The sequence below is a fragment of the Mucilaginibacter terrae genome (genome assembly GCF_042679325.1).
Lineage (GTDB): Bacteria > Bacteroidota > Bacteroidia > Sphingobacteriales > Sphingobacteriaceae > Mucilaginibacter > Mucilaginibacter terrae.
Genome location: NZ_JBHTMJ010000001.1, coordinates 418341 through 432306, shown reverse-complemented (window position 1 = coordinate 432306; position 13966 = coordinate 418341). Strand labels below are relative to the sequence as shown.

General features: G+C 42.9%; 12 protein-coding genes. 5 read left to right on the top strand and 7 right to left on the bottom strand.

Annotated elements, in window-relative coordinates:
• Positions 1-36: 36 nt before the first annotated feature.
• From ACFQ3S_RS01765 to ACFQ3S_RS01755, 3 genes are read right to left on the bottom strand one after another with little or no spacing between them, the layout of a single operon-like run.
• Entirely contained in the window at positions 37-786 is a 750-nt protein-coding gene (locus tag ACFQ3S_RS01765; RefSeq protein ID WP_377160573.1) for an ABC transporter ATP-binding protein, read from the bottom strand.
• Entirely contained in the window at positions 779-1651 is an 873-nt protein-coding gene (locus ACFQ3S_RS01760; RefSeq protein ID WP_377160571.1) for an ABC transporter permease, read from the bottom strand. The genes ACFQ3S_RS01765 and ACFQ3S_RS01760 overlap by 8 nt, the downstream gene beginning before the upstream one ends.
• Positions 1651-2622 carry an ABC transporter substrate-binding protein gene (locus ACFQ3S_RS01755; RefSeq protein WP_377160569.1) on the bottom strand — a complete coding sequence of 324 codons (972 nt, stop codon included), beginning with the start codon at positions 2620-2622 and terminating at the stop codon, positions 1651-1653. The genes ACFQ3S_RS01760 and ACFQ3S_RS01755 overlap by 1 nt, the downstream gene beginning before the upstream one ends.
• A gap of 91 nt (positions 2623-2713) precedes the next feature.
• Here ACFQ3S_RS01755 and ACFQ3S_RS01750 point away from each other — a divergent pair, with 91 nt between their 5' ends.
• The 3 genes from ACFQ3S_RS01750 to ACFQ3S_RS01740 all read left to right on the top strand — a co-directional run bounded on the left by ACFQ3S_RS01750 (position 2714) and on the right by ACFQ3S_RS01740 (position 7819).
• A complete protein-coding gene (locus tag ACFQ3S_RS01750) occupies positions 2714-3856 on the top strand; it encodes a methionine aminotransferase (protein ID WP_377160567.1) in 1143 nt (380 codons plus the stop codon).
• A 61-nt stretch (positions 3857-3917) separates the two neighbouring features.
• Positions 3918-4697 carry an amidohydrolase gene (locus ACFQ3S_RS01745; protein ID WP_377160565.1) on the top strand — a complete coding sequence of 260 codons (780 nt, stop codon included), beginning with the start codon at positions 3918-3920 and terminating at the stop codon, positions 4695-4697.
• 83 nt (positions 4698-4780) lie between these two features.
• Complete coding sequence (locus ACFQ3S_RS01740) at positions 4781-7819, top strand: GH92 family glycosyl hydrolase (RefSeq protein ID WP_377160563.1); 3039 nt, start codon at positions 4781-4783, stop codon at positions 7817-7819.
• A gap of 89 nt (positions 7820-7908) precedes the next feature.
• On the opposite strand, the gene ACFQ3S_RS01735 is transcribed toward ACFQ3S_RS01740, so the two are convergent.
• From ACFQ3S_RS01735 to ACFQ3S_RS01720, 4 genes are all read right to left on the bottom strand, one after another.
• Positions 7909-9252 (bottom strand): OmpA family protein, encoded by a 1344-nt coding sequence (locus ACFQ3S_RS01735; RefSeq protein ID WP_377160561.1) that lies wholly within the window; start codon positions 9250-9252, stop codon positions 7909-7911.
• Positions 9253-9530: 278 nt separating this feature from the next.
• Positions 9531-10373, bottom strand: coding sequence for a maleylpyruvate isomerase N-terminal domain-containing protein (locus ACFQ3S_RS01730; RefSeq protein ID WP_377160559.1), 843 nt, complete (start codon positions 10371-10373; stop codon positions 9531-9533).
• Positions 10374-10385: 12 nt separating this feature from the next.
• Positions 10386-11570 carry a trans-sulfuration enzyme family protein gene (locus ACFQ3S_RS01725; protein WP_377160557.1) on the bottom strand — a complete coding sequence of 395 codons (1185 nt, stop codon included), beginning with the start codon at positions 11568-11570 and terminating at the stop codon, positions 10386-10388.
• 13 nt (positions 11571-11583) lie between these two features.
• A complete protein-coding gene (locus ACFQ3S_RS01720) occupies positions 11584-12021 on the bottom strand; it encodes an OsmC family protein (RefSeq protein WP_377160555.1) in 438 nt (145 codons plus the stop codon).
• Between the two features lie 97 nt (positions 12022-12118).
• On the opposite strand from ACFQ3S_RS01720, the gene ACFQ3S_RS01715 reads away from it, so the two are divergent.
• Entirely contained in the window at positions 12119-12589 is a 471-nt protein-coding gene (locus ACFQ3S_RS01715) for a hypothetical protein (RefSeq protein ID WP_377160553.1), read from the top strand.
• 23 nt (positions 12590-12612) lie between these two features.
• Positions 12613-13851, top strand: coding sequence for a nucleoside recognition domain-containing protein (locus ACFQ3S_RS01710; protein WP_377160551.1), 1239 nt, complete (start codon positions 12613-12615; stop codon positions 13849-13851).
• Positions 13852-13966: the final 115 nt, after the last annotated feature.

Genomic DNA, 13966 nt, shown 5'->3' with positions numbered 1-13966 from the left:
TACTAATACAATTACTCTGCCACTATTACTGGTTAATTAACTAAACCAGGAAAAAAGATCGTTTTGCGTTAAATTTAATTTACTTGCTGCAGAAAAATCCTGCACTATTTCTCCTTCAATCATCTGAATAAGCCTGTTGCCATAAGTATGGGCATCTTTTAGGTTATGTGTGATTAAAATAGCGGTCAGTTTAAACTGTTTGATCAGATCATCGGCTGTTTGCATCACCAACCCGGCCGAACGAGGGTCCAGCGCGGCGGTAGGTTCGTCCAGCAGTAAGATCTTGCATTCGTCCATAACACTCATTAGCAGCGTTAAAGCCTGGCGCTGTCCGCCGGATAGTGTGCCCATAGGCTGCTCCAGCTTATTCTCCAGGCCCATATTAAGCAAAGCTATTTTATCTTGCACTTGTTTTTTGAAAGCAACACGGGTGCCAATAGTTAGGCCTTTAGGTTGGGTACGTAAAGCCGCCAAACGGAAATTATCTAAAATACTCAGATCGGGTGCTGTGCCGCTTAACGGATTTTGAAATACACGGGCTATCCAGCGGCTGCGCTGGTAATCGGGTAAACGTGTAACGGGGTTACTATCAATGCAAATTTCGCCAGTGCCTGGTAGTACACTGCCGGCAATTAAATTAAGCAGCGTGCTTTTCCCCGAGCCGTTCGATCCAACTATTACTAAATAATCCTGTTCGGCAATGGTAAGGTTTAAGTTAGTAATGGCCTTAACCTCGTTGGCTTTGCCCCTGTTAAATACTTTGGTAACGCTATTTAACTTAATCATACCGCTTACTAAAGTTTAAGCGGGGTAGGCTCACAATAAATAATACCAACACCGCAGTAACCAGCTTCAATAAATTAGCATCAACCCCAATAGCTAACGTAATTGCCAGCACTAACTGAAACACTAATGCTCCTGCCAGCACCAGCAATAAGCTACCCCAAACCGAAGTGATCTTAAACCAGCCAATCAATGTTTCGCCTATAATGACCGAGCCGAGGCCGATGATAACTATACCAATTCCCATATTAATATCGGCATAACCTTGCAACTGGGTTATTAAAAAGCCGCTTAGTGCCGTTAGCGCGTTAGCAAGGGCCAAGCCAATAATCTTCATGCGGTCGGTATTTACCCCCAAAGCCCTAATCATGGTTTCGCTGTTGCCGGTAGCCCGCATAGCAATACCGAAATCGGTTTTCAGCAAGTAACCTATCAGGCATATTAAAATTGTTACTATCACCGCCAATATCCAAAACGAATTGAGGTTAACATCGCTGGTTATACTAAAAAAAGTGAACACAGATGCAGTACCTATCAACGGTAAATTAGACCGGCCTGCAATGCTAAGGTTAATAGAGTACAATGCCGTCATCACTAATATACCGGCCAGCAAAGCATTTACTTTCAGCTTGGTATGTATTAACCCGGTTGCGGCCCCGGCCAATCCTCCTGCTATAAGTACCACTATAATACTAATGTACAAAGGGTAAGCATACGTTAGCATTACGCCCGTTACCATACCGCCTAAGGTATAGCTGCCATCGGTAGTAATATCGGGGATGTTAAAAATCTTCATGGATATGTAAATACCTAAGGCGATTCCCGAAAAGCCTAATCCCTGCAATAAAGCAGTTAAATAAAAGTCCATTACTTTACAGCTTCAAAATTATCGGGTACGGTTAAATTGTATTTTTTAGCGGCAGCAGGGTTATATACCCTTTTCCTGATCTTTACCATTTCGGGTTTCAATCCCTCGGTTTTACGCGTTTTTAAATATTGCACCGCTTGTAAGCCCGATTGATAGCCCCATTGATAAATATCGGCACCAAAGGCGGCCACCGCACCGCGCTGCACCAAACCGGCTTCGCTGGTAAAAATGGGCACATTTTTTTGCTCACAGCTTTTTAAAATAGTTTCAAAGGCGGCAAATACGGTATTATCGGGGTTGGCAAAAAAAGCGTCGATGTTTTTGCCTAATAACGATTGTGTAACCAGTTGCGCATCGGCCGAGGAATTCAGGGGCAAAGCAATTAAAGTAACATTCAGTTTAGCCGCCAGCTCTTTTATCCGCGCCATGGCATCGGCCGATTGTGGTTCGGATTGGTTGTAAATCATCCCTATCTTCAATTTAGCACTTTTAGGTTTTAATAACTTAGGTATCAAACTAAAAGAGGTATCGATGTAATTCAGGTCTTCTACCGTGCCAAATAAGTTGGCCGGTGCTTTGCCCTGGGCATCCAGCAAATTCGCGCGCCCGGGAGTAGGCGATACCATCATAAATATGGGTATGGTCTTTGTTTTTTGGGCCGCAGTAACTGATGATAGCGTGGTGCTGGTAGCCAGCAAATTAACCGGTTGGGACACAAAATAGTTAACTATTTGTGTAAGAGCAGGGATGCTGCTTTGTGCATTGCGGTATTCAATTTTAACGGTACCTTTTGCTTCGCTGAAACCATTTTTTGCTAAAGCATCGGTAAAACCGGTTTTGGCCTGGGCAATAGTGGCATCTTCAAAGGCATCAACAAAACCAACAACAGGCACATTGTTTTTTGTAGGTGACTTACAGGCATACAGTAAAAATATAGCAGTACATAGTAAAAGGTAGTGGTTGCGCTTCATTGCACTAAAGTAAACAATTGTGAATATATGGATCCATATCTTTTATCACATTACAATATATTTTACTTGTAATTAACTATTTTAGCCGATAATGATGTCTGTTTCTAAACTTCCGCAAACCGGAACTACCATTTTTACGGTAATGTCTGCCCTGGCTAATGAGGTAGGTGCTATTAACCTCTCTCAGGGTTTTCCCGATTACCAAACTGATCCTAAATTAATTAACCTGGTTACTAAAGCCATGAAAAATGGCCACAACCAGTATGCCCCTATGGCCGGCTGGATGCCCCTGCGTGAGCAAATAGCCCATAAAACTGAAAAACTATACGGTGCCAGGTACAACCCCGATACCGAAATAACCATAACCGCGGGTGGTACGCAAGCTATATTTACAGCTATTTGCGCGGCCATACATCCAAATGATGAGGTAATTGTATTTGAACCGGCTTATGATTGCTACGCTCCTGCTATTAAACTCATGGGTGGCACCGTAAAATCGTTAGAACTGGAACCGCCCGATTATCGCATAGCCTGGGATATGGTTAAAAGGCTGATCAGTAACCGTACCCGGATGATCATTTTAAATTCGCCGCATAACCCTACCTCAACCATTTTACGCCAGGAAGATATTGATGAACTAACCGCTATTGTGAAGAACAGGGATATACTCATATTAAGCGATGAAGTTTATGAGCATTTGATATTTGACGGCGAAACCCATCACAGCATGGCACGTTATGCCGAATTGCAGCAACGGAGCTTTATTGTATCGTCGTTTGGCAAACTGTTTCATACCACCGGCTGGAAACTGGGTTACTGCCTGGCCCCGGCCGCCATGATGCAGGAATTTAGAAAAATCCACCAGTACTTAGTGTTTAGTGTAAATACCCCCATGCAGGTGGCTATTGCCGAATATTTGAAATATGAAAGCACTTACTTAAGTTTGCCTGGTTTTTTTGAACAAAAGCGCGATGCATTCAGGCAGGGACTGGCGCAAACCAGGTTTGAGCTGCTTCCTTGTTCGGGTTCGTACTTTCAATCGGTACGGTACACTAACATCAGCAATGTTAAAGATACCGACTTCGCCATTCAGGTAGCAAAGGAGTTTGGCGTAGCCTCCATACCGGTATCAGCATTTTACAGTAAGGGTACCGATTATCGTGTACTACGATTTTGTTTCGCCAAAAAGCAAGAAACCCTGGATAAAGCCGTTGAAAGATTAATGAAATTGTAGTTTTTTTTGTTACTTGCAACACTAACCTGCTGTGTTATAACCTACTTATAAGCCGCTGCCTATGGATAATTTAAAAATTACCACCTTTCAGGGTTATCTTTTTTGGGAAAATATTGACAAGAACCTGCAAAATATTTCTTTGCGTTTATTGGGGTTGCGTACCCATGCCGACCTCATTATATTGCCCGAAATGTTTACCACAGGTTTTACTATGGATGCTCAAAAACTGGCCGAGCCCATGAACGGTAAAACTATGCAATGGATGCAGGCCACTGCTAAAAAGTATAATTGTGTGGTTACCGGCAGCATTATTATTTCAGAAAACGGCAAATATTATAACCGGCTTATATGGATGCGGGCCGATGGCAGCTTTGAATGCTATGATAAACGCCACTTGTTTGCTATGGGGAATGAACATGAAACGTACACGGCCGGCACAAAAAAACTGATAGTTGAACTTAAAGGATGGAAAATTTGTCCTATGATCTGTTATGATCTGCGTTTCCCGGTTTGGCTGCGTAATGTAAATGAAGAATACGACCTGCTTTTAATTGTTGCCAACTGGCCCGAACGCCGTTCTTTGCACTGGCGTACCCTTATACCGGCCCGCGCGGTAGAAAACCAGGCCTATGTAATTGGCCTGAATCGTTTTGGGCACGATGGTAACGAGGTTTTTCATTCGGGCGATTCGATGTGTATTGATCCTAATGGAAAAGTTATTTACTATAAACCCAACGAAGAAGACCTGTACACCTTTACCATAAATGCCGAAGAACTGGTAAAAACCCGCCTTGCTATGCCGTTTTTAAAAGACGCCGACGGCTTTCGTTTAGACGAGTAAGTTGTAAAATCTTATTTAATTGCTCATTAACATTAAACTGCTTATTTTGCGTTAAAACCAAAGTAGTTTATATTCCTATGTTCATGAAATCTGTTAAACAAGTATTCCCCTTTTCGTTATCTTGTTTATTACTCATTATAACTATACTACCCGCATCGGCCCAAAAAAAGAAAAAAGATTATACACCTTACGTTAATCCGTTCATAGGTACAGGCGGCCACGGGCATACTTTTCCGGGTGCTACAGTACCTTTTGGCATGGTGCAGTTAAGCCCAGATACGCGGCTGGAAGGCTGGGACGGATGCTCGGGCTACCATTATTCGGATACTACGGTTTACGGTTTTTCGCACACGCATTTAAGCGGCACCGGCATTGCCGATTATTGCGATGTATTATTAATGCCCACCGTTGGTTTGCCCCGGTTAAAAAATACCGACTATCGGTCGGGCTTTAAAAAAACAAATGAAGAGGCATCTCCCGGCTATTATAAAACTATTTTAGATAAGTATAAAGTGGAAGTGGAACTTACGGCTACCCAACGCGCCGGTTTACATAAATACACCTTTCCCTATACTAATCAAGGCAATATCATCATTGACCTGAAGCATCGTGATAAGGTGCTGAACTCCTGGATAGAGGTAGTGAACGATCATGAAATCCGTGGGTTCCGCCAGTCGCAGTCATGGGCCAAAAACCAGTACGTGTATTTTTATGCCAAGTTTTCAAAGCCTTTTAAAACATACGGCATTGCCTCAAACGATGTAATTGAAACGGGTAAATCCAAACTGGAAGGTACCAACATTAAAATGTATGTGCAGTTTGATGATCCTAAAGAGGTACTCGTTAAAGTGGGCATATCATCGGTAAGTGCCGAGGGTGCTTTAAAAAACCTGGATGCCGAAATTAAAGATTTTGATTTTAAACAGGTGCAAAAACAAGCCAAAGCCGATTGGAACAAAGAATTATCAAAAATAGATGTGGAAGGCGGTGCTCCTCCGGTACCACAAGTGCAGCAAAGTAACTCAGGCTATGGTTACGGTTACCAGCAGGCACCGCGCAGGCAACCGTTATATGCCGATCAGGGTAAAATCAAGCAGACCATATTTTACACCGCCCTGTACCATACCATGATGGCGCCTAATGTTTACAGCGACACCGACGGCCAGTACCGTGGCTTAGATGGAAAAGTACATACCGCACAAGGCTTTAATCACTATACGGTTTTCTCTTTATGGGACACGTTTAGGGCCGAACACCCCTTGCTTACACTCATTGATAAAGAGCGTACGCTCGATTTCATTAAAAGCTTTTTAGCCATGTATGAGCAAGGCGGCTTGTTACCCATTTGGCCTTTGGGTTCAAACGAAACTTATTGTATGATAGGTAACCACGCCATACCGGTTATTGTAGATGCCTACAGTAAAGGCATTCGTGATTTTGATGCCGGCAAAGCCTTGGAAGCCATGAAAGCGGCATCCAACCGTAATCAGTTCGGCCTGGCATCGTACCGCAATAACGGCGTGGTTTTGGCCGATGAAGAAAACGAATCGGTATCGAAAACGCTGGAATATGCGTATGACGACTGGTGCATAGCCCAAATGGCTAAAATGATGGATAAGCCCCAGGATTATGCCACCCACATTAAACGGGCGCAGTACTGGAAAAACGTGTACAACAACCAAAACGGCTTTATGCAGGCCCGTGTTAATGGCAGCTGGTTCACGCCGTTCAATGCCACGGAAGTTAATAATAATTATACCGAGGGTAACTCGTGGCAATACAGCTTTTTTGTACCGCAAGATGTAGAAGGCCTGATGAAGGCTTTAGGTGGAAAAGAAAAAATGGAAGCTAAACTGGACGAGTTGTTTACCACCAATGCTCCGTTGAGCGGTCGGGAACAATCGGATATTACCGGGTTAATTGGTCAGTATGCACATGGTAATGAGCCCAGCCATCATATAGCTTACTTATATAATTTCACGGCCAATCCCGAAAAAACACAAGTACGCCTGAACAACATTATGCGCACCCAATACACCGATAAGCCCGATGGATTGGCTGGTAATGAAGATTGCGGACAAATGTCGGCCTGGTATGTGATGAGTGCGCTGGGCTTATATAATATTACACCCGGTCAGCAGCAATTTCAAATAGGCCTGCCCCAGTTTGAAAAAGCGGTAGTTTCATTAGAGAACGGTAAAAAGTTCACGATATTAAATTCAGGAGTTTCAGTTAGTTTGAGCAACACTTATTTACAGGGTATGAACCTGGATAAAAAGCCGTATAGCAAACTATTTATTGATTATAAAGACATGGCAAATGGTGGTGAATTTGAAATTTTTACCGGCCGCCTACCCAACCAGCTATTTGTACAGGAACTGGAAAAACCGGTATCTGCTATAAACGATTCATTGATCGTACCTAATCCATGCTTTATTGCTTCATCCCTCACCTTTAGGCAGCCCATTAAAGTCGCCATCAATTGCGTTGATACGGATGCACGTATCTATTTTACCACTGATGGCAGTACACCAACAAGCGCATCTAACTTGTATAATAACCCCATAACTGTATCAGCCACTACAACCCTTAGTGCTGTAGCCATTAAAAACGGCAAAAGTAGTTTTGTAAATACAGGTACGTTTAGCTTACTCAAAAGCAATGTTAAAATAAGCCTCAACAATAAATACCTGATCAATTATGCCGCCGGTGGTAATGATGCCTTAATTGACGGCATAACAGGCACTGCCAACTGGCGTTTAGGTAACTGGCAGGGTTACCAGGGTAACGACCTGGTTGCCGTAATTGATTTAGGCCAGCTTAAACCGGTAAAACAAGTTAGTATAAGCACATTGCAGGATACCCAGGCCTGGATCGTTTTCCCTAAGCAAGTACAGTTCGCACTATCAGATGACGGAAAAAATTATCGCCCTGCCATCACCGTAAACACCAAAATCAGCATTGATAGCATGACACCTCAAACGCAATTTTTTACAGCGCCGTTAACAGGTAAGGCCCGTTACATTAAGGTGATAGCTCAACAATACGGCCCGCTGCCCCAGTGGCATGAGAGCAAAGGAAGCCCCTCTTATATTTTTGCTGATGAAATTAAGGTAGACTAAAGCGATTGTTAAGCCGCAATATTTAGAAACAAAAAAGCCCTGGTCAAAATAAATTGGCCGGGGCTTTTAATATGAGGTGTTAACTTCTACTAAAATAAAGTGAACTCTACACGACGGTTTTGTTGACGACCGGCTGCAGTTTTATTGCTTGCAATAGGTTGTGCCTCACCGTAACCCGTAGCTTCGATACGTGAAGCGTTAGCGCCTTTTTCAACTAAATAAGCTTTAATTGATTCAGCCCTGTCTTTAGATAATTTAAGGTTTAATGCATCAGAACCGGTATCATCTGTATGACCTGCTAATTTCAAGCTGAAGTTTTTGTTAACCAATAATTCGGCAACGCGATCTAAACTTGGGAAAGATTTTTCGCGGATAGTTGCCTTACCTAAATCAAATTCTAAGTTGGTGATTGCATCTTTAACTACTCTCTTGTCTTCTTCGGTTACATAAACTTTAGTTACTGGAGCAGCTAATGGGCAACCCTGTCCGTCAACCTTAGTACCACGTGGGGTATTAGGGCATTTGTCGTTCATATCAAATACACCGTCACCATCGCTATCAGTAGTTAAGCGGGCTAAGTTAGCGTTAGTAGTATTTAAGTCGTTACGCAATTGCTCGTTAGCGGCTCTTTGTTGCTCTACTTGCATTTGCAATGCACGCTCGGCAGTAAGGTACTCAACACGCATAGAGTTAACCGGGTTGTGTGTAGCTAACTGTGGCTTGCTGCGTTTTCCTAAAGAAAATTCTAAACCCGCGTGAGCGTATGAAAACTTATCGTTTCCGCTACCGTAGTTGTAACCATCCAGGTTATCACTTTGCACAAAGTTAACCTGGTAACCTAAGTCCAGGTTAATACCCGGTGCCAAGTTTACTTTTAAACCTGCTCCAAGAGGTATGTAAAATTGTTGAAAATCATCGGTACGCGCATTGGCTGCAGTTGCGCCAGCATTAGCGTATAATGATGTGCTGTAATTCATGCTACCACCACCAACACTCAGGTAAGGCTGCATAAAGCTCTTGTGGTTTCTCCAGTTAATGTTAGCCAGGGTAATGTTGGCGCTAATATCAACCGCATATTTAATTTTGGTTTCAAACCGGTTATAAATATTTATACCATTTGGCGTGGTGCCTTGTACATGGCCTCTAAAAAAGTTGGCCTGTAAACCAAACGAGTGCAATAATTGCTTTTTAACATAACCACCGTAACCCCATCTTTCATTAGGTGTTTTGTAATCTTCCTGTCCTCTGAAAATAGTATATGGCGACATCATACCACCATGTAAACCTACCGACCAGGTGCGGAAACCGCCGGAAAATGGCTGAACATAATCTTGAGTTTTAATGGTAGTATCGGCCGGAGTTTGCGCGAATAGTTTACTGCCCATTACCACTCCCGAAAGTAATAAACCAGCTTTTTTTAAATTTAGTTTCATTTTTTTATTGAGTTAATAACAGCGTGTAGTAGTATCTACTATGCTGTGCACTCCCATGGTCAACATTAGTGCCAGTAAAACGGGGAGCAAAATATACACTGCGCCAATAAAAATTAGAAAATAATAAGAAAACCACGGTTAAGGTTGTGCCGCAGCGTTTTATAAAGCGATAGTGTGGTGTAAATATAACCTGGCATCAGGGCTTATAAACTAAAAAAGGCGTCACAAAGCAGTGCGAAATTTAAAAAGAATTTGTTTGTTTAAACAGACAAATTGCCCTAAGCCATAATAGATACCATAGTAAGCACCGGCATAATTAACGCAGAGTTACCGGTTATAGTAACCTGCCGCACCACTTCATTAACTCTAATGGCCTTGGTAAATAATTTCCAGGCAACACCAGTGGGCATACTCACCGATGCGGAAGGTTCGGCCATGGCCAGGTTTTTAACAAAGCGCCAACCGTTAAAAGTTTTTTCGATGTACCATATACCGCCCGCTTCGCTGGTTACTTCTACCCTGATCAGCGTTCCTGTTTCCGTATCCAGTTCTTTATAAGCATGAGGCAGGGCACGCATAAACGTTTCTATACAGGGTTTAAAAAGTTCTGGCGTCATTAATACATGTTGTAAGCCAATAGCCTCGCGTATTTGCTGCTGATGGTGCCACTTTTCGCTATACTCACGGGCAATATTAAACCAGTTCTGCGATTCGGTTTCACCTGCCCAGGCTACCGGAAAAATAGCCGGATCAAATGGGTCCAGTTCCTGCAGGTATGATATATACTCACGACCGCTGTTTTCCAGCATTTCTATCAGCATATTAGGGCTAATACGCTTATAGGCCAGCACCCATATCGTATTTAGGTCGTTCAGGTAAGTTACCAGCTCGCGGTAAGAGTTTACATTGATTGGAGGATCGCCACGGTATCCATCTCGGGCTATGGATAAAGAGCGCAAATTACCATCGAGCAAATGTGCGGCAATGTCTTTTACCGTCCATTGCGGCGATAGGGTTGGCAAGTCCCAGTCATCTGCCGATAAGGATTTTAACAAGTCTAAAAGTAAGCGATCTACTTTTTCAAACAAATGTATAGTTGGAATAGGAACAACCGGGTCCATAATTTATATGCCTTAATTGGCACTCTTTTCAAGTGCCTGAACAATATCAGTAATTATATCATCAACTTTCTCTAAACCTGTAGAAATGCGTATTAAACCGGGTGTAATACCTACGGCCGTACGCTGTTCATCAGTTAATTTGGAATGTGTAGTACTTGCCGGGTGCGATGCTATACTGCGTGCATCGCCTAAATTAGCAGTTACCGATAGCATTTGCAAATGATCTAAAAACTTACGGCCAGCCTCTAAACCACCCTTAATTTCAAAACATAATACACCACCACCTAAGGTCATTTGTTTTTTGGCAATTTCGTATTGCGGGTGAGTTGGCAAAAACGGGTATTTCACCCAGCTCACGTTAGGATGGCTTTGCAGTGTTTCGGCCACTTTTAAGGCGTTTTCGCAGTGGCGTTGCATACGTACATCTAAGGTTTCTAAACTCTTGCTTAAAACCCAGGCGTTAAACGGCGATAATGCCGGGCCGGTGTTACGGCAAAACAGGTAGATCTCTTTAACCAAGTCTTCGCGACCAACAATTACACCGCCCATTACCCTACCCTGTCCATCTATCCATTTAGTGGCCGAGTGTACAACCAGGTCGGCACCAAAATCGGTTGGGCGTTGCAGCAACGGTGTTGCAAAGCAATTATCTACATTTAAAATAAGGTTATACTTTTTAGAGAACTGCCCCGCCCATTCCAGGTCAATAATTTCTAATTGCGGGTTGGTAGGCGTTTCCAGGTACACCATTTTGGTATTAGGCTGCACGGCGGCCTCCCAGGCTTCCTTATCGTTAGCAGGCACCAGGGTACAGGTAATGCCATACTTAGGCAGGTACTTGGTTACCACGGTAAACGTACTGCCGAATACCGAACTGCAGCACAGCAAATGATCGCCCTGGCCTAACAACGCAAACATCGACGAAAATATGGCGCTCATACCGGTTGAGGTGGCAAAACCAGCTTCGGCGTTTTCCAGGGCGCACATTTTTGCAATAAATTCATCCACGTTAGGATTGCTGAAACGGCTGTAAATATTATCGTCGGTTTCATCGGCAAATGCAGCGCGCATGGCTTCGGCTTCTTCAAAAATAAAGCTGCTGGTTAAATATAACGGCGTAGAATGTTCCTGCTGCTGTGTACGGGGGGTTTGTATGCGTATGGCCTTGCTTAAAGGATCTAAATTATCAGTCGACATGTAGTTGTATAAATTATAAAGATGTATCGGCAGGGTGAATAATCACCTGCCAGTTAATGGTTGCGCCAGCTTTTTCGAGCGTGGCAGCAACCGAGCAATATTTATCAATAGAAAGTTCGGCGGCACGTTTGGCCTTGTCTTCATCAATGTTACCTTTTAAATGAAATTCAATGGTAATGTTTTGCCATAAGGATGGCTCAACGCCGGCTTCGCGGTCGCCTACCACGTTCATACGGTAAGCCAGTACTTCCTGCCGTTGCTTTTTCAAAATACTGATCACATCAATGGCCGAACAACCTGCCAAACCCATCAGCAACATCTGCATGGGGCGTACACCAAAGTTTTGGCCGCCGCTTTCGGGGCTGCTGTCCATTTTAATGGTATGTCCATACTCGTCACTGGCTTCAAAGCCGTAATCGCCGCTTATGCGTACTAATTCAATTTTAGGCATAATATATAGATATAAAAAATGCTAAATTATTATTTTGAGTTGAAACTTTTGTTTGCCCATCATAAAAATGATAGTTTTAGCCTCATAAATAATAGTAATGAAAAAAATATTACTGGTTATAGCCTTTTGCGGCCTTTCTTTTCCTTCCCGGGCTCAGCAAAAGTTTTTATCGTACGAAGACATTGTCTATATAGAAACCAATAACCTGCAAAAAACCGCCGATTTTATGCTAACCAAAGGCTATACCGCTTTAAAAACAAAGAAGGCAGATAACCTCAAATATAAATTGACTAACGATGGCAATACCTCCGAGGTAGAAATCCGGTTGGACGGTAGGCGCATTTACGTTTACATAGCCACTGATGAGATTATGCAGGTGAATCTCATCACTAATTCTATAGCGCCGTTCTTGATCAGTAAGGAAGATATATCGGGTGTTATCAATTACAAGGTGAAAGACTTAGGCAACATCTACATGATGGTTTCCGATAAAACGCCTTACAGCCCAATTAAAAAGGATTATGACATCCGCATCGTATCTGAAAAGAATATTACCACGTATAACTAACACCCTTTATAAAACACACCTGCATGGCGCTTAATTACATTTGGATAGGCTTATTTGTTATCGCATTTTTTATAACCCTGGGCAAGCTCATTTTCCTGGGCGATGTAAACGCCTTTCAGGTTTTGGTTGAGGCCTTGTTCGATTCTACACAAACTTCGGTAATGAGCATTGCCCTGCCGCTTATTGGCACCATGGCTTTTTGGCTGGGTATTATGAATATTGGCGAAAAGGCAGGTGCCATCAATTTCCTGTCGCGTATTGTAGGTCCTTTCTTTAACCGCCTGTTCCCCGAGGTGCCTAAAAACCACCCCGCTACCGGCCAAATGATGATGAACTTTTCGGCTAATTTATTAGGATTGGATAACGCTGCCACACCATTGGGACTAAAAGCTATGGGCAGTTTGCAGGAACTCAACCCCGATAAAGAAACAGCATCCAACGCGCAGATCATGTTCCTGGTGCTGCATACCTCGGGTTTAACATTATTACCCATCAGCATTATTGCGCAAAGGGCCATATTGGGTGCTAAAGACCCTACCGACATTTTTATACCCTGTATTATTGCCACATACGTAGCCACGTTAGTAGGTATGCTGGCTGTAGCCATAAAGCAACGCATTAACCTGCTCGATAAGGTGGTGCTGGCCTGGCTGGGCGGCTTAACCGCTTTTATAGGATTACTGGTTTGGTACTTTTCGGTTTACCTCACTAAAGACGAGATCAGCATAGTATCGAAAGTGGTAAGCAATCTGCTGCTTTTTTCAATCCCTATCATTTTTATTTTAGGGGCATTGTACAAAAAACTTAATGTGTTCGACATTTTTATAGAAGGCGCCAAAGGTGGTTTTGAAACCTCAATTCGCATTATTCCATACCTGGTAGCTATGCTGGCGGCTATTAGTGTATTCCGTAATTCGGGGGCATTAGGCTATATAGTTGATGGGTTTAAATTTGCTTTTAACCATTTTAACATGGATACCCGTTTTACCGACGCATTGCCGGTTGCTTTTATGAAACCTTTAAGCGGTTCGGGCGCCAAAGCCATGATGCTGGACACCATGAAAGCTTTTGGCCCCGATAGTTTTGTAGGACGCCTGGCCTGTATATTTAACGGTTCGGCCGATACTACTTTTTACATAGTGGCACTTTATTTTGGTTCGGTAGGTATTAAAAAAACACGTTATGCAATTCCTATGGGGCTCATTGCCGACCTGGCCGGTGTTATTGCCGCTATATTTGTAGCTTATCTTTTCTTTGGATAGATTTTTATTGAACCTTGGTTAACTATCTTACCGGATTTACAAGCAATGATCATATTTAGAAATTTTATTTAAAATTATAGCGTATCTGTTTAATTTGAATTAGGCTTCCTTCACA

What these genes read in the sequence shown, in the direction of transcription:
- ACFQ3S_RS01765 (WP_377160573.1), bottom strand. Translation starts at nt 786, where the DNA reads ATGATTAAGTTAAATAGCGTTACCAAAGTATTTAACAGGGGCAAAGCC.
- ACFQ3S_RS01760 (WP_377160571.1), bottom strand. Translation starts at nt 1,651, where the DNA reads ATGGACTTTTATTTAACTGCTTTATTGCAGGGATTAGGCTTTTCGGGA.
- ACFQ3S_RS01755 (WP_377160569.1), bottom strand. Translation starts at nt 2,622, where the DNA reads ATGAAGCGCAACCACTACCTTTTACTATGTACTGCTATATTTTTACTG.
- ACFQ3S_RS01750 (WP_377160567.1), top strand. Translation starts at nt 2,714, where the DNA reads ATGATGTCTGTTTCTAAACTTCCGCAAACCGGAACTACCATTTTTACG.
- ACFQ3S_RS01745 (WP_377160565.1), top strand. Translation starts at nt 3,918, where the DNA reads ATGGATAATTTAAAAATTACCACCTTTCAGGGTTATCTTTTTTGGGAA.
- ACFQ3S_RS01740 (WP_377160563.1), top strand. Translation starts at nt 4,781, where the DNA reads ATGAAATCTGTTAAACAAGTATTCCCCTTTTCGTTATCTTGTTTATTA.
- ACFQ3S_RS01735 (WP_377160561.1), bottom strand. Translation starts at nt 9,252, where the DNA reads ATGAAACTAAATTTAAAAAAAGCTGGTTTATTACTTTCGGGAGTGGTA.
- ACFQ3S_RS01730 (WP_377160559.1), bottom strand. Translation starts at nt 10,373, where the DNA reads ATGGACCCGGTTGTTCCTATTCCAACTATACATTTGTTTGAAAAAGTA.
- ACFQ3S_RS01725 (WP_377160557.1), bottom strand. Translation starts at nt 11,570, where the DNA reads ATGTCGACTGATAATTTAGATCCTTTAAGCAAGGCCATACGCATACAA.
- ACFQ3S_RS01720 (WP_377160555.1), bottom strand. Translation starts at nt 12,021, where the DNA reads ATGCCTAAAATTGAATTAGTACGCATAAGCGGCGATTACGGCTTTGAA.
- ACFQ3S_RS01715 (WP_377160553.1), top strand. Translation starts at nt 12,119, where the DNA reads ATGAAAAAAATATTACTGGTTATAGCCTTTTGCGGCCTTTCTTTTCCT.
- ACFQ3S_RS01710 (WP_377160551.1), top strand. Translation starts at nt 12,613, where the DNA reads ATGGCGCTTAATTACATTTGGATAGGCTTATTTGTTATCGCATTTTTT.